The organism is Mycobacterium sp. D16R24, assembly GCF_002013385.1.
GTDB lineage: Bacteria > Actinomycetota > Actinomycetes > Mycobacteriales > Mycobacteriaceae > Mycobacterium.
On the sequence record NZ_MAEV01000004.1, the window covers coordinates 232,324 to 247,997 of the forward strand.

Annotated in this window: 14 protein-coding genes; 11 read left to right on the top strand and 3 right to left on the bottom strand. The window is 66.2% G+C overall.

Annotated elements, in window-relative coordinates:
• Positions 1–27 precede the first annotated feature (27 nt).
• From B4383_RS03595 to B4383_RS03605, 3 genes are all read left to right on the top strand, one after another.
• Positions 28–873 (top strand): hypothetical protein, encoded by an 846-nt coding sequence (locus tag B4383_RS03595; protein ID WP_286143872.1) that lies wholly within the window; start codon positions 28–30, stop codon positions 871–873.
• A gap of 89 nt (positions 874–962) precedes the next feature.
• Positions 963–1,541, top strand: coding sequence for a sigma-70 family RNA polymerase sigma factor (locus B4383_RS03600; protein WP_078288326.1), 579 nt, complete (start codon positions 963–965; stop codon positions 1,539–1,541).
• Positions 1,534–2,904: an anti-sigma-D factor RsdA gene (locus B4383_RS03605; RefSeq protein WP_078288735.1), complete on the top strand. Its 1,371-nt coding sequence runs from the start codon at positions 1,534–1,536 to the stop codon at positions 2,902–2,904. The genes B4383_RS03600 and B4383_RS03605 overlap by 8 nt, the downstream gene beginning before the upstream one ends.
• Before the next feature lie 17 nt (positions 2,905–2,921).
• Here the strand turns inward: B4383_RS03605 and B4383_RS03610 are convergent, their stop codons facing one another.
• The gene (locus tag B4383_RS03610; RefSeq protein ID WP_005056069.1) at positions 2,922–3,326 is read right to left on the bottom strand and encodes a DUF5319 domain-containing protein; all 405 of its coding nucleotides are present in this window, start codon (positions 3,324–3,326) and stop codon (positions 2,922–2,924) included.
• A 163-nt stretch (positions 3,327–3,489) separates the two neighbouring features.
• Here B4383_RS03610 and guaB point away from each other — a divergent pair, with 163 nt between their 5' ends.
• From guaB to guaA, 4 genes are all read left to right on the top strand, one after another.
• Complete coding sequence (gene guaB, locus B4383_RS03615) at positions 3,490–5,025, top strand: IMP dehydrogenase (protein WP_078288325.1); 1,536 nt, start codon at positions 3,490–3,492, stop codon at positions 5,023–5,025.
• A gap of 26 nt (positions 5,026–5,051) precedes the next feature.
• A complete protein-coding gene (locus B4383_RS03620) occupies positions 5,052–6,188 on the top strand; it encodes a GuaB3 family IMP dehydrogenase-related protein (protein ID WP_078288324.1) in 1,137 nt (378 codons plus the stop codon).
• A 93-nt stretch (positions 6,189–6,281) separates the two neighbouring features.
• The gene (locus B4383_RS03625; RefSeq protein WP_078288323.1) at positions 6,282–8,039 is read left to right on the top strand and encodes a GMC family oxidoreductase; all 1,758 of its coding nucleotides are present in this window, start codon (positions 6,282–6,284) and stop codon (positions 8,037–8,039) included.
• 46 nt (positions 8,040–8,085) lie between these two features.
• On the top strand, positions 8,086–9,654 hold the full coding sequence (gene guaA, locus B4383_RS03630; RefSeq protein WP_078288322.1) for a glutamine-hydrolyzing GMP synthase: 1,569 nt from the start codon (positions 8,086–8,088) through the stop codon (positions 9,652–9,654).
• A gap of 89 nt (positions 9,655–9,743) precedes the next feature.
• Here guaA and B4383_RS03635 read toward each other — a convergent pair whose 3' ends face one another.
• Together B4383_RS03635 and B4383_RS03640 are read right to left on the bottom strand one after the other, a co-directional pair.
• Positions 9,744–10,016 carry a tetraspanin family protein gene (locus B4383_RS03635; RefSeq protein WP_078288321.1) on the bottom strand — a complete coding sequence of 91 codons (273 nt, stop codon included), beginning with the start codon at positions 10,014–10,016 and terminating at the stop codon, positions 9,744–9,746.
• A complete protein-coding gene (locus B4383_RS03640; RefSeq protein ID WP_078288320.1) occupies positions 10,009–11,166 on the bottom strand; it encodes a PspC domain-containing protein in 1,158 nt (385 codons plus the stop codon). Before B4383_RS03640 ends, B4383_RS03635 begins: the two co-directional genes overlap by 8 nt.
• A gap of 163 nt (positions 11,167–11,329) precedes the next feature.
• On the opposite strand from B4383_RS03640, the gene B4383_RS03645 reads away from it, so the two are divergent.
• From B4383_RS03645 to B4383_RS03660, 4 genes are all read left to right on the top strand, one after another.
• Positions 11,330–12,535, top strand: coding sequence for an ATP-binding protein (locus tag B4383_RS03645; RefSeq protein WP_286143882.1), 1,206 nt, complete (start codon positions 11,330–11,332; stop codon positions 12,533–12,535).
• Entirely contained in the window at positions 12,535–13,176 is a 642-nt protein-coding gene (locus tag B4383_RS03650) for a response regulator transcription factor (protein WP_078288318.1), read from the top strand. Before B4383_RS03645 ends, B4383_RS03650 begins: the two co-directional genes overlap by 1 nt.
• A 191-nt stretch (positions 13,177–13,367) precedes the next feature.
• Positions 13,368–14,072 carry a hypothetical protein gene (locus B4383_RS03655; protein WP_078288732.1) on the top strand — a complete coding sequence of 235 codons (705 nt, stop codon included), beginning with the start codon at positions 13,368–13,370 and terminating at the stop codon, positions 14,070–14,072.
• A 22-nt stretch (positions 14,073–14,094) separates the two neighbouring features.
• Entirely contained in the window at positions 14,095–15,663 is a 1,569-nt protein-coding gene (locus B4383_RS03660; RefSeq protein ID WP_217697273.1) for a DNA polymerase Y family protein, read from the top strand.
• Positions 15,664–15,674: the final 11 nt, after the last annotated feature.

Here is a 15,674-nt window from a genome sequence, read left to right on the forward strand (position 1 = left end):
AACTCCATTTTCGAGGGAATTGGTACCGTGACCGCTCCCATGGTGACTTTTCGAACGTCCACAGCCGCCGAGCTCACCGATGCCGCCTTCGGGCCGCATCCAGCAATCTGGCCACTTCCGCCTGCCTCGGCACCCGAGGATGCCTGGCTGCGCGCTGTGGCGCTGGGGGGAGCGGGACGCTATGCCGCCGCGCACGCCGGCTTGAACGCCTTGGAGGTGCCGAGGGGTCGCGCGGATCGGCTTGCCTCGCTGGCGCTGAGCACACGCGCGTCGCTCCTGCGTCAGCTCGGGTGGCATGCGCTGGCCCGCGGGTTCGACGGCCGAGCGTTGGCGATGGCCCATGTGGACGCGGAGGCGCGCTCTGACGCGCTCGTCGGGTTGGCGGCGGATGCGCTGGGGTTGGGGCGATTCCCGCTTGCTCACGCGTTACTGAAACAGGCGCAGCGGCTATCCGAGCGCGGCGACGTGCGTTGGCCATGGCGCCTGCCCCTGCGGCTGGCCTGGGTGCATGCCGAGCTGGCCATGGTGTCCGGTGACGGCGCGCGATCGCTGCGGTATGCCCGCACCGCCGAACGGCTCGCGCTGGACGTGCCGTCGGTAAGGCACCAGGTCAAGACGGCGATGGTGCTCGCGGCGGCGCTCGGTAGCGCGGGTGATGTCGCAGAATCGGCGGCCGTTGCGGCGCGGGGGCTGCAGGCCGCGACGGCCCACGGGCTGGTACCGCTGCGCTGGGCGCTGGCGGCGATGCTGGCGAGTCTGCCCGCCGCTGAGGAGGTGGGGCAAAGCCGTGAAGACCTCGTTGCTATTCGCCGCGACTGTGCCGCGTGGATAGCCCACGCGGGCGGCCGGTGGCGCCTCGAGGTGGTGGACTAAATGCGTTACCCCTCCGCGTCCGACGCTATTGTCCTAGGTGACAGCACCACCACGGTGCACCACACGTAACGCTGGGGAATGCGCAGTCGATGACAAGTACGGAGAGCGGGCTCGACGACGTCGTTGCTGCTGCCGTCAAGGGCGATCGCGACGCGCTTTCCGAGGTACTTAGTGCCATCCGACCCGTCGTGGTGCGATATTGCCGCGCGCGTGTCGGAACGGCGGAAAGAAGTGGTCTCTCCGCAGACGACGTAGCGCAGGAGGTGTGTCTCGCGGTGATCGCAGCGCTGCCTCGTTATCAGGATCAGGGACGCCCGTTCCTGGCGTTTGTGTACGGCATCGCCGCGCACAAGGTAGCCGATGCGCATCGTGCGATGGCTCGGGACAAGTCCGATCCGGCCGAGAGCCTTCCCGAGCAGTTCGACCGCCACGCCGGGCCCGAGCAGGAGGCGTTGAACTCCGAGTCGGCACGACGGATGCAGGCCCTGCTGGAGGTGCTGCCCGAGAAGCAGCGCGAGATCCTGATCCTGCGGGTGGTCGTCGGCCTGTCGGCGGAGGAGACCGCCGACGCGGTGGGCAGCAGCGCGGGCGCGGTGCGCGTGGCGCAGCACCGGGCATTGCAAAGACTTAAAGCCGAGATGACCCGGGCGGGTGATCACCGTGGCTGATGGACGCGGATGGTTCCCCGGCGGGCAGGGCAGGCAGGGCGACGAGGGGCCCGAGGACCTGGCGGCACTGCGGCGCACCAACCGGATGATCGACGCCATCGCGGCAGATCTGCCGGTGGCCACCTCTGATTCCGACGAGTATGCCGTGGCGATGATGTTGGCGGCGTGGCGCGAGGATGTCGGGCGCGAGCCGATGCCGGCGAAACCCACACTCGGGCAGGCGCGTAACGCCCTACGTGATCGTGGCGGCCGTTCGCGGCTGCTGGCCACCACGGTGGGTTCGGCTGCCGCCGTGACGTTGCTGTTCGGCGGATTTGGTGCGGCGGTATACCAATCGCATCCCGGTGACGCGTTGTACGGGCTGCGTACCTCGTTGTTCGGTGCCGGCCCGACCGTGCGGACCGATCCCGTGGTGCTGTCGGCGCAGACGGAGCTCGCTGAGGTGGAAAAGCTCATTTCCCAAGGTGATTGGGAGGGTGCGCAGCAGCAGCTCGGAGTAGCCGCCGCGCGCGTCAACGAGGTCGGCGACGCCCAGCAGAAGGCCGAACTGGCCAGCCGGGTGCAGCAGGCGGAGGTCAGGATCGACGCCAAGGACCCCGTGGCGACGGTGCCGCCGGAGATGGTGACCGAGACGCCGCGAATCATGCTGTCACCTCCGGTGATTACGACCATCACGAACACGACGACCTCGGTGACTTCGACGTCATCGGAATCCACGGCTACGACGACGACCGTGACCCCTCCGTCGACGCCCTCATCGTCGACGGAGACTTCGACTTCAACCACCGCCTCGTCACCGACAGAGACAACCAGTTCAACGGCGACGAGCACCTCCGGCTCCGCATCGTCGAGCTCCACGTCGACATCCACGGCGACCACCGTGTCGGCCACGTCGACGCCGCCGAGTTCGACACCGACGGCCACCTCGCCGGCGTCCAGTGCGCCGGTGACGACGACCGTGCCCACGCCGTCCACATCCGTGGCGGGGTCGACGGTCATCACCACGGTGCCCTCGACGGCCTCCGTTGTGACCGTCCCCACCACCCCCGACGGGGTGACCATCGTCACCACCCAGCGCGGAGCGGTGGACACACCCGTCATCACCGCGCCGACGACGATCCAGGCGCCGTCCCCGATTACCCGTACCCCCGACAACCCAGTGCCGGTCTATCAGGCGCCCGTCAACAACCCGGGCTCCGGGAACATCCATGGTTTCCCCGGCAGTGGCGGGAGCGCGGGCTCTGACTCCGACAATCCGTCACGGCATATGCCGGTGATGACGTCGGTGCCGGTGGCACCGGCCAACCCTGGGGGTGGATCGTCGAGCCACGGCAGCGGCTCGGGTTCGAGCTCCGGCGAATAGGCTCCAGAGCGGCTAAATCAGCGGAATCCGTCGCGGTCCGTCGCCGCCTCGTTGAGCGAGGCGTCCGCGTACCCGCGGCAGTAATCCCAGGTCACGTAGGCTTCCGGCTCGGGATCGAAGGCGGGCTCGTGCGGTCGCACGGTTCCGTCGACGAGCAGCTGCAGCAGGTTCGCGCGGAGCATGTCCCAGTCGTGATAGTGGTCCTGCTGGCATTCGTCACAGCAAACGACCAACCCGCGAATTCCTTTATGGGCGAGCAACGCCTCATAGACCGCGAGGTCGGCGAGATCCTCCTCGACCGCGATCCGCTCTTGCGGATCGAGCGGCTGACCCGGCTCGATTGCGTCGAGTGCGGCCGACGGATCGTGGGGATCGTCGGCGAACGGATCTGGCGGCAATCCCGGCGGAAAGTGGTCGCGCACACCCCTAGAGTACGCAGTTCGCGGGTTCGCGCGCCAGCTCACGTGGGGCATGTCCGAGCACACGTCCGGGAGATTGCAGCCGAGGCGAGCCGATAGGATGGATCTACTCCTTTCCATCCCACTCCTGGGATGTATACGACGGCTATCTGGCATGGAGGCCTGAATGACCATTGCGGCAGGGTCCGTCCACACCGGCGGCGACGATCCGCACAAGGTCGCCATGCTCGGGTTGACCTTTGATGATGTGCTGTTGCTGCCCGCCGCCTCGGATGTGCTGCCCAACGGCGCCGACACGTCTTCGCAGCTGACGAAGCGGATCAGACTGAACGTTCCGCTCGTCAGCTCGGCGATGGACACCGTGACCGAGGCCCGGATGGCCATCGCGATGGCCCGCGCGGGAGGCATGGGGGTGTTGCATCGCAACCTCTCTCTGGAGGACCAGGCCGGCCAGGTTGAGACCGTCAAGCGGTCCGAGGCCGGGATGGTGACCAACCCGGTGACCTGCTCGCCCGACAACACCCTGGCCGAGGTCGACGCACTGTGTGCTCGATTCCGCATCTCGGGTCTGCCGGTCGTCGACAAGGCAGGTTCGCTCGTCGGCATCATCACCAACCGCGATATGCGGTTCGAGGCGGACCTGTCCAAATCGGTCGCCGAGGTGATGACCAAGCCGCCGCTGATCACCGCGCGCCAGGGCGTGACCGCAGACGCCGCGCTGGGTCTGCTGCGGCGCAACAAGATCGAGAAGCTGCCCATCGTCGACGGGGAGGGCCGCCTGACCGGCCTCATCACGGTGAAGGATTTCGCGAAGACCGAACAGCACCCCAATGCCACCAAGGACAGCGACGGACGGCTTCTGGTCGGCGCGGCTGTCGGTGTGGGTGATGACGCCTGGACGCGGGCCATGGCACTCGCGGATGCCGGTGTGGACGTGCTGATCGTGGACACCGCGCACGCGCATAACCGCAAGGTGCTGGACATGGTCGGCAAGCTCAAGGCCGAGGTGGGCGAGCGCGTCGACGTGGTCGGTGGGAACGTCGCCACCCGGTCGGGCGCCGCGGCGCTCATCGAGGCAGGCGCAGACGCGGTGAAGGTCGGCGTGGGCCCCGGTTCGATCTGCACCACCCGCGTGGTGGCCGGTGTCGGTGCACCGCAGATCACCGCAATCCTTGAGGCGGCGTCGGTCTGCCACCCTGCCGGTGTTCCCGTGATCGCCGACGGCGGCATGCAGTACTCGGGCGATATTGCCAAAGCGCTTGCGGCGGGCGCATCCACCACCATGCTCGGGTCGCTGCTGGCTGGCACCGCGGAGTCGCCCGGTGAGCTGATCTTCGTCAACGGCAAGCAGTTCAAGAGCTACCGCGGCATGGGGTCCATGGGTGCCATGCAGGGCCGCGGTGCGGCCGGGAACACCGGACGAAGCTACTCCAAGGACCGCTACTTCCAGGACGACGTGCTGTCGGAGGACAAGCTGGTGCCCGAGGGCATCGAGGGCCGGGTTCCGTTCCGTGGTCCGTTGTCGACGGTCATGCACCAACTGACGGGCGGCCTGCGCGCTGCCATGGGGTACACCGGGGCGTCGAGCATCGAAGAGTTGCAGCACGCCCAGTTCGTACAGATCACCGCGGCGGGGCTCAAGGAGAGCCATCCGCACGACATCACCATGACGGCCGAAGCGCCGAACTACTACGTGCGTTAACAGTCGGCACCGCAAAGGAACTCAACATGCGTGACCTCGTCGAAATCGGCATGGGCAGAAGCGCCCGCCGTACCTACGAACTCGATGATGTGAACATTGTCCCGTCGCGTCGCACCCGTTCCTCACAGGACGTGTCGACGGCATGGCAGCTCGATGCCTACCGTTTCGAGATTCCGGTGGTGGCGCACCCGACCGATGCGCTGGTTTCGCCGCGCTTCGCGATCGAACTCGGCCGGGCAGGTGGGCTCGGCGTGATCAACGGTGAGGGACTGTGGGGTCGGCACGCCGATGTCGAGGCTCGCATCGCCGAGGTGGTCGAGGTTGCCCAGAAGGAGCCGGAGCCGTCCGCCGCGATTCGTTTGCTGCAGCAATTGCATTCGGCACCAATAGATCCCGAGCTGCTGGCGGCGGCCATCGCCGAGGTGCGCGGTGCCGGGGTGACGACTGCGGTGCGCGTGAGTCCGCAGAACGCGCAGCTGCTCACCCCGCATTTGATCTCTGCCGGTATCGACCTGTTGGTCATCCACGGCACCATCGTCTCGGCCGAGCGGGTGGCTCGCGATGGTGAGCCGCTCAACCTTAAAACCTTTATCTCCGAACTAGATATCCCCGTCGTCGCCGGTGGTGTGATCGACCACCGCACGGCCCTGCACCTGATGCGGACCGGGGCCGCGGGTGTCATCGTCGGGTACGGGCAGACCGCGGGCGCGACGACCAGTGGTGAGGTGTTGGGTATCAGCGTCGCGATGGCCACCGCCATCGCCGATGCCGCCGCTGCCCGCCGTGAGTATCTCGACGAGACCGGCGGCCGGTACGTGCACGTGCTGGCCGACGGCGACATCCACACCTCGGGAGATCTCGCGAAGTCCATCGCCTGTGGTGCCGATGCCGTCGTACTGGGTACACCGCTGGCCGCCGCGCAGGAGTCCGCGGGCGACGGGTGGTTCTGGCCGAATGCCGCCGCACATCCGTCGCTGCCCCGTGGTGCACTGCTGCAGGTGGCGGTCGGGGAGCGGCCGCCGCTGAGCGAGGTGCTCGCCGGCCCGTCCGACGACCCGTTCGGCACGTTGAATCTCGTTGGTGGGCTCCGTCGTTCGATGGCGAAGTCCGGCTACTGCGATCTTAAGGAATTTCAGAAGGTCGGGCTGACCGTCAACTCTTAGACATGTGTCTACTTAGGGTGACCTAATTTACATAACCCCCCTCGTTGTATTCCATACTGGTCGGTAACGTGACCATGCGGAGGTAGGCCAACGATGTCATCACCGGTAGCAGTCCCTGTAAAACCTGAAGCAGATACCGACTTTGACGTACTCATTGTCGGCTCCGGATTCGGCGGAAGCGTCACCGCCATGCGGTTGACCGAAAAGGGTTACCGCGTAGGGGTCCTGGAGGCCGGTCGCCGGTTCTCGGACGAGGAGTTCGCCGAGACATCCTGGAATCTGCGCAAGTTCCTGTGGGCGCCGATGTTCAAGTGCTTCGGGATTCAGCGGATCCATCTGCTGAGTAACTGCATGATCCTGGCGGGCGCCGGGGTGGGCGGTGGCTCGCTGAACTACGCCAACACGCTGTATGTACCGCCGGAGCCTTTCTTCAGCGATCCGCAGTGGAAGGGCATCACCGACTGGCGTTCGGAGCTCTCGCCGCATTACGAGCAGGCGCAGCGGATGCTTGGCGTGGTGAAGAACCCCACCTTCACCGATGCGGACCGGCTCATCAAGGAGGTCGCCGACGACATGGGTGCCGGCGACACCTTCGTCGCCACACCGGTGGGTGTCTACTTCGGGCCCGACGGCGCCAAGGCTCCCGGAATCAAGGTGGCCGATCCCTACTTCGGTGGTGCCGGACCCGACCGGGTGGGCTGCACCGAGTGTGGTTCCTGCATGACCGGCTGCCGGGTCGGCGCCAAGAACACCCTCGTCAAAAACTATCTAGGGCTGGCTGAATCCTCTGGTGCCCAGGTCATTCCGCTCACCACCGTCACCGCGGTCGAACAGGGTACCGACGGGACTTGGCGGGTCTCCACCAAGAGCACGGGCCGCTGGGTGCGTAGGCAGCGCAAGACCTACACGGCCAAGTACGTGGTGCTGGCCGCCGGAACCTGGGGCACACAAAACCTGTTGTTCAAGATGAAGGACAAGGGTCTGCTGCCCAAGCTGTCGCAGCGCCTGGGTGTGCTGACCCGTACTAACTCCGAATCCATCGTCGGTGCGGGCCGTTTGGAGTACAAGGACGATTTGGACCTCACCCATGGTGTAGCCATCACGTCCTCGTTCCACCCGACCAGCGACACGCATATCGAGCCGGTGCGGTACGGCAAGGGCTCCAACGCGATGGGCCTGCTGCAGACCCTGATGACCGACGGCGATGGCGAGAAGTCGCGGTGGCGTCAGCTCATCGAGGCCGCCCGCGCCGATCCACGGGGCACGTTGCGCATGCTCAACGTCACGCAGTGGAGCGAGCGGACGGTCATCGCGCTGGTCATGCAGCACCTGGACAACTCGATCACCACGTTCACCAAGAAGACGTTGTTCTGGCGGCGCCTGGACAGCAAGCAGGGCCACGGCGAGCCCAACCCCACCTGGATTCCCGCGGGCAACGAGGCCACGCGGCGACTCGCCGCCAAGATCGATGGTGTGGCGGGTGGCACCTGGGGCGAGCTGTTCAACATCCCGCTCACCGCGCACTTCCTGGGCGGGGCCGTGATCGGGACCAGTCCGGAGGACGGCGTCATCGACCCGTATCACCGGGTGTACGGGTACCCGACCATGTACGTCGTGGACGGTGCCGCGATCTCGGCGAACCTGGGCGTCAACCCGTCGCTGAGCATCACCGCGCAGGCCGAGCGGGCGGCGTCGTTGTGGCCCAACAAGGGCGAGCTGGACCTGCGCCCGGAGCAGGGTCTGCCGTATCAGCGGATCGCGGCGGTGCCCCCGGCGCACCCCGTCGTCCCGGCGGGTGCCCCCGGCGCATTGCGGAGTCTGCCGATCGAGCCGGTGCGGTCGGTCAGCTAGTCCCCCTGCAAGCGGGAGATGCCCCCAGCGCCACTAAGCTAAGCCGGTGGCGCAAACGGAGCAGCATGGCGACCGACCGGTCCTGGTCATCGACTTCGGGGCACAGTACGCGCAGCTGATCGCACGGCGTGTGCGTGAGGCGCGGGTGTTCTCCGAGGTGATCCCGCATTCGGCGAGCATCGATGAGATCAAGGCCCGCAACCCCCGCGCGATCGTCCTATCGGGTGGCCCGTCGAGTGTCTATGAAGAGGGCGCACCGCAGCTCGACCCCGGTGTATTCGATTTGGATGTTCCCGTTTTCGGCATCTGCTATGGCTTTCAGGCGATGGCGCAGGTGCTTGGCGGAACCGTCTCGCACACCGGCACCAGCGAATACGGCCGCACCGAGCTGAACGTGGTGGGCGGAGACCTGCATGACGGTCTGCCCGGCGTCCAGCCCGTGTGGATGAGCCACGGCGATGCGGTAACCGAAGCGCCCCAAGGCTTTACCGTGGTCGCCACCAGCGAGGGTGCTCCCGTGGCGGCGTTCGAGGATCGGGCGCGGCGGCTGGCCGGGGTGCAGTATCACCCCGAGGTGCTGCACTCGCCGCACGGGCAACAGGTGCTCAGCCGCTTTTTGCACGAGTTCGCCGGCATTGAATCCGCGTGGACGGCGGCCAATATCGCCGAGACTCTGGTCGAGCAGGTGCGCACACAGATCGGTGGCGGCCGCGCATTGTGCGGGCTCTCTGGTGGGGTGGATTCCGCGGTGGCGGCAGCCCTGGTGCAGCGCGCCATCGGCGACAGGCTGACCTGTGTGTTCGTTGATCACGGTCTGCTGCGCAGCGGAGAGCGGGCGCAGGTGGAACACGATTTCGTGGCAGCCACCGGCGCCAAGCTGGTGACTGTTGACGTCGCGGAGAAGTTCCTCGGTGAGCTCGCCGGTGTTAGCGATCCGGAAACCAAACGCAAGATCATTGGCCGTGAGTTCATCCGGGCATTTGAGGGGGCCGTCTCCGATGCGATCGGCAACTCCGAGGACGGGATCGAGTTCTTGGTGCAGGGCACGCTGTACCCGGACGTCGTCGAGTCCGGGGGCGGCAGCGGCACTGCCAATATCAAGAGTCACCACAATGTGGGCGGACTTCCCGAGGACCTGAGCTTCGCCCTGGTAGAACCGCTGCGGCTGTTGTTCAAGGATGAGGTTCGCGCCGTCGGCCGCGAACTGGGCCTACCCGAGGAAATCGTTGGCCGCCAGCCCTTCCCGGGGCCGGGTCTGGCCATCAGGATCGTCGGCGAGGTCACTGCAGACCGGCTGGATACCCTGCGCCGTGCCGATGCCATTGCGCGTGAGGAACTTACCGCCGCCGGCCAGGACCGCAACATCTGGCAGTGCCCGGTAGTGCTGTTGGCCGATGTGCGTTCGGTCGGGGTGCAGGGTGACGGCCGTACCTATGGGCATCCGATTGTGTTGCGGCCGGTGTCCAGTGAGGACGCGATGACTGCGGACTGGACGCGTCTGCCGTATGAGGTGCTGGAGCGGATCTCGACCCGAATCACCAACGAGGTTCCCGAGGTGAACCGGGTGGTGCTGGACATCACCAGCAAGCCGCCCGGCACCATCGAATGGGAGTGAGCTTCGTCCGGCAGGCGGGAGCGTTGGGGGTACGCCCCCACGAGTGGGAGGTGCCCCCACCCGCGTGCGGGTGGCCGACTAGGGGTTGCTCAGGTCCGGTTACGGCGGGTCGGAACTGCCACTAGCGCAACGCCGATGGCGATCGCCACGGCAATCGCGACCCAGCCGAGCAGATTGCTGTGCACCAATGCTCCGAAGTCTTGGCCGGTGAGGGCCCAGCCCCCGACAACCAAGGCGACCAGCCCGGACAGCGCCAACAGGATGGACGGTCTGCCCTTTTCTTCCTCGGTGGTGGCCTCTGGTGAGGATTCCGCTCGATTCTCGGGGCCGGTTACTTTTGGTTCGTCGATGTTCTCAGACACGTTGCACCTCAATGCTTCCTACGTTTGCCGTTGCGTTGATCGTCAATACTGGACCGGTGCCGTTGGGTGAGGGCAGGCAATCGAAGCTGCCGATGTTCACCTCGCATGAGGTGCGCACATTCATCGAGGGCGGAACCAGCACCTGGATATCGCCCATCCCGACGTCGAGGTTCACCGTCTTATCGTGGGTGAGCGTGACCTGCGTGAGGTCAAGAGCGATGGTGCCGATGCCTATCTCGTAATAGTCCTCGATATCGGAAGCCTCTGTAACGCGGTAACTTTGGTCGCCAACATTGAGTGATACCTCCAGCGGGCCGATGGAGGCTGCGACGATGACGAATACGGCCAGCGGTACCGCCAGGAAGAGCAGTGAGTAACCGCTGCGGAGCCATGCCCCCACCAGCATGCCGACCCCGAGGACGACCAGTGCCGCCGCTGTCACCACCACGGGCGTCACCCAGATGCCGCCGAGTAGCCCGATGGCCACGAGCACCGCGCTGATGATGAGCGCCGCGCCGATGGTCACCGGGACCACGCGGGACTTGGGTTTGGCAGGCGGCGCGGGCAGCGGCGCCTGATCGGGTAGGTGCCAGGCGAAAGGGGCTGCCCGCAATGGATCCCAGGTGGGCGGGGGAGGCGGCAGGAGCGGCTCGGTGGTCGCGATGTTGCTGCTCGATTCGCCACTTTCGGTGGTGAGAGGCTCGCCGGCGCTGGACTGCACCGTCGAACTCGCCGGAGGCGCCGGAGTTTCGGTCTGGCGCTGATAGAGCAGATACCAGCTCCCGAGCAGGACAACGGCACTGACCAATCCCCACGGGTCGCGATCGGGATCGATGAACGGCCCCCCGACAAGCAGCAAGACGATGTTCCAGAAGACCATCTTCACCTTGGACTCGTGGTACGGAGTGGTGTAGCGGGCGGTGGGCATCAGCAACCAGCACGCCACGTACATGATGGCGCCCGCGCCGCCGAAAATTGTTGTGACCACGAAAATTACGCGTACCAACAGCGGATCGACGTTGTAGCGGTAGCCGATTCCCGCGGCGACGCCGGCGAGCTTGCCGTGCCCCGGCAGTCGCAACGGCCGCGTCCGCCACATGTCTCCGAGGGTGGAGGACGGCGTCCGTTTGGTCGTGGTATCCGTGTCCATGACAGCTATGTTGCCGAGCCGCGGGCATGTACGCCATCAGGATTCACCCTGATCTTTGCAAGGCGGGGTTCAGGGATAAGCCCGATGCCGTGGAGAGCTTTGCCATGGCAGTATCGCAGAGGTGAGTCCCACGTTCCGGAATGCGTTCGCCGGCGGGAATCGGCTGACTGCCGCCCCGCCGTTGCGTCGGCGTACCGGTGGACGAGTGGTCGCCGGTGTCGCTGGGGGGCTCGCCGACCATCTCGACGTTCCAGTGTTTCGGGTGCGGTTGGCCTTCGCGGTGCTCGGTGCGGCCAGCGGAATGGGTATCGCGGCCTACGGGCTGTTGTGGATGCTGATGCCTCCGGGCGACGACGTCGCCGCCGTCAGCGCGACGGACCGCAGGCGGGCGACAGGGCTCTTGTTGTTGAGTCTTGCCGCGCTGATCATCTTGATGTCGACGGTCAGTGGTTCGACGGCGGCATTGGTCTTCCCGATCGTGCTGGCGCTTGTCGGGCTCGCCGTGGTGTGGCGCGAATTCGATGCGCAGGGGCCAAGTTCGGCGGTGCTGGGCGATTCAGGAAAATCGTCGCTGTTGACCTTGGTTCGGGTGATCGCCGGTGCGGCACTGGTCTTCGGCGGGATCGCGGTGGTGGTCCTGCGCAATGTGGATCTATCCTCGTTGCGCGACTCGCTGGTGGCGATCGCCGCCACTCTGGTGGGTGCGGTGCTGCTGACCGTGCCGTTGTGGTTGCGGTTGTGGCGTGCTCTCGGTGCCGAACGTGCCGCACGTATCCGTACCGAGGAGCGCGAAGAAATCGCCTCGCATCTGCATGATTCGGTGCTCCAGACGCTGGCGCTGATCCAGAAGCGGACAGATAATCCCGGCGAGGTGCTGCGGCTGGCTCGCAGCCAGGAGCGGGAACTGCGCAGCTGGTTGTTCTCCGCAGGGGTGTCCTCGGACTCATCGCTGGCAGAGGAGCTGCGCACCGTGGTAGGAGAGGTCGAGGATGCGCACACCGTGGTGGTCAGTTCGGTGATCGTCGGCGATGCCGATCTGTCCGCGGAACCCGAGACCAGACGAGCGCTGATCGGGGCCATCCGTGAGGCACTGGTCAACGCCGCCAAGCATTCCGGGCAATCGGATATTAACCTGTATGCCGAGGTGGAGCCCGGGCAGATCAGCGTATTCGTCAGGGATCGGGGCAAGGGGTTTGATCTCGAGACGGTGCCACAGGACCGGCAGGGCATCGTGCGCTCGATCAAAGCCAGGGTGATGCGCCGGGGTGGACAGGTTCAGTTCAAATCGGAGATCGGCAAGGGTACCGAGGTACGAATTGCCATGCCGTACAACGATGCCAATCATGACGACGCGCAGAAGGGTGCGTAATGCTGCGGGTGTTCCTGGTCGACGATCACGGGGTGTTCCGGTCCGGGGTGCGGGCCGAGCTGGCTGGCGAATCGGATGTTGAGATCGTGGGCGAGGCGGGGTCGGTTGTTGAGGCGGTCACCGGAATACGTGCCAGCGCACCGGATGTGGTGTTGCTCGATGTGCACATGCCCTCCGGTGGAGGGGTTGCCGTCATCAATGGGGTCGGTGGTTCCGGACCGGTGTTTCTGGCGCTCAGTGTGTCGGATGCTGCCGAGGACGTCATCGCGGTAATCCGTGCGGGAGCCAGGGGCTATGTCACCAAGACGATCTCGGGGAGTGAACTCGCCGACGCCGTGCGCCGGGTGGCAGGCGGGGATGCGGTGTTCAGTCCGCGGCTGGCCGGATTCGTGCTCGATTCGTTCACCGGACGGTCGAATACTCCGGAGCCGGCACTGGATCCGGAGTTGGACTCGTTGACTCCGCGCGAGCTTGAGGTGCTGCGGCTCCTCGCTCGCGGATACACCTACCGGGAGATCGCCGAGGATCTGGTGATCTCCGTCAAGACGGTGGAGACGCATGCCTCCAATGTGCTGCGTAAGACACAGCAGTCCAATCGCAACGCGTTGACTCGTTGGGCGCACACCCGCCAGCTCGACTGACGCTTAGGTCCATCGACACGCCGCCTTATGGCGGACATGTGCGACATGAATCCACCGCAACACGGCGTGTCGGCAGATGAGGTCAGCATGGGGCCCAGCCCCTACCTCCCGTCTTGACGGTTGTCGGTGGCTAGGTGTTTACTCCAGACATCGAACATATGTTCTAGTCGAGTGTGTCTGGAGGTGCGGTTGTGACGGCAGTGACGGCCGCCGATGAGGTGCTGGTCAACCGCGCTGACCAGCTACAAAAGCTGCGGCAGCAGATGGCGTCGATATCGGGAAAGGTCGGTGGAGACAGGTCGTCGGCTGGCCGGTTTCAGGAGGCGCTCCCGGACGCTCAATCTTTGCTGGCAGGGTCCGATGCGCTGGCCAGCTCGATAGGTCACGTGTTGCGGCGCGGCACGGTCGCGGTGGCCAGCGGGGCCCGGTCGTTGCCCCTGGATGTGGTGGCCTCGGTAACCGGGGCAGGCGGGTACGCCGCGATCGTGGGCATGCCGGAGGTGAGCGTGCTGGCGGCGGTGGAGCGGGGAGCGGACCTGAGCCGCCTGGCGTTGATTCCCCGCCCGGGCCTGAGTGCGGTGGAGGTGGCCTCGGTGCTCATGGACGGGATGGATCTGGTGGTGCTGGGTCTGGGTGGCCGACGAGTGACCTCGACGTCGGCGCGCGCGATAGTGGCCCGGGCCCATGGCAACGGATGCACGTTGCTGGCCGTCGATGGGGATTGGGAAGGTGCCGCGGTGCGGTTGCAGGCCCGGATAACCGGCTATGACGGAGTGTCCGCCTGTGGTCTGGGGCGGATTCGTGGGGTGCGGACAGCGGTACGGGCGACGGGGCGCAGGGTGCCCAGAGCTGCCGGGGAGGTGTGTGGCAGTCGTGGCTCGATCAGGTCTGCATAAACGGCAGCGTAAAGCTCCTCGGGTGCTGGCGATTTGGTGCCCGGACTGGCCGGCGGTGGCGGCCGCGGCGATGGCCGATCTTCCTGCCACCCGGCCCGTGGCGGTGACCCTGGCCAACAGGGTGACGGCATGCACTGCCGCCGCACGGGCGCTAGGGGTGCGACGGGGGATGCGGCGGCGCGAGTCCCAAGCCCGTTGTCCGCAACTGCATATCGTGGCGGCCGATGTCGATCGCGATGCGCGGTTCTTCGAGCCGATGATCGCCGCGGTGGATGATCTGGTGCCGGGGGCTGAGATCCTGCGCCCTGGGCTGATGGCGCTGCCGGTGACCGGTGCCGCCCGGTACTTCGGCAGTGAGCAGACCGCGGCGGAACGGCTGGCCGATGCGGTCTCGGTGGCCGGGGCCGAATGCCAGGTGGGCATTGCCGATCAGATGTCCACGGCGGTGTACGCCGCGCGGCATGCGGCATTGGTGTCACCCGGTGGGGATGCCGAGTTCCTGGCTCCACTCTCGATCAAGGAGATGGCCGCCGAACCCAGCCTGTGTCACCCGCAGCGTGAAGACTTGGTGGACCTGTTGTGGCGTATGGGAATTCGTACTATAGGTGCTTTCGCGGAACTAGCGCGGTCGGATGTCGCCTCGCGGTTCGACGATGACGCGGTGCAGGCGCACCGACATGCGCGCGCCGAACCGCAGCGCTCTCCCTCGGGCCATGCGGTCCCGGCCGAGCTGGGAGTGGAGCTGCCGTGCGATCCGCCGATCGAGCGGGTGGATGCGGCGGCTTTCGCAGGGCGAACGCTGGCGGCGAGTCTGCACGAGGCGCTGGCCTCGGCTGGAGTGGCCTGCTCCCGGTTGGCTATTCACGCGGTGACGGTGGACGGCCAGGAGTTGTCGCGGGTGTGGCGGTGTGCCGAACCGCTCACCGAGGAGGCGACCGCCGACCGGGTGCGCTGGCAGCTTGACGGCTGGCTTGCCCGGCGCCGGTCTCTGGACGGGCCGGTGGCGATGTTGCGGTTGGAGCCGGTCGAGGTGGTGGCTGCCGAGGCATTGCAGCTGACGTTGTGGGGAGCGGTGGGCGCCGAGGAACGCCAGCGGGCTCGCCGCGCATTGACACGAGTTCAGGATTTATTGGGAGAGGAATCGGTACAGGTGGGAGTGATCAGTGGTGGGCGTGGTCCGGCCGAGCGAATTACGTTGGTGCCCTTGGGAGATGAGCTGAGGCCACGGGCAGATCCCGATGCCCCGTGGCCCGGGAGGCTGCCCGACCCGGCTCCGGTGGTGCTGCTTGGCGAGGACGGCGAACCGGTGGAGCTGTTAGATATCGATGGAGCGCCGGTGACGGTGACCGGACGGGGAATGTTCTCCGGGGAACCGGCCAGGGTTCGGCGGGGCAATGGCCGGTGGGAGTTGAGTTGGTGGGCGGGACCATGGCCGATCGATGAGCGATGGTGGGAGGAGCAGGAGCCGACTCCCACTCCGGTATCCGTGGCCGCAAGGGCCCAAGTGCTGCTGGAAGACAAGGGCGGCGGTCAGGCGCTGCTCCTGCATTTCCGCAGGCAGCGATGGTACGTGGAGGGTGTTTATGAATGACGGTCCGGCCG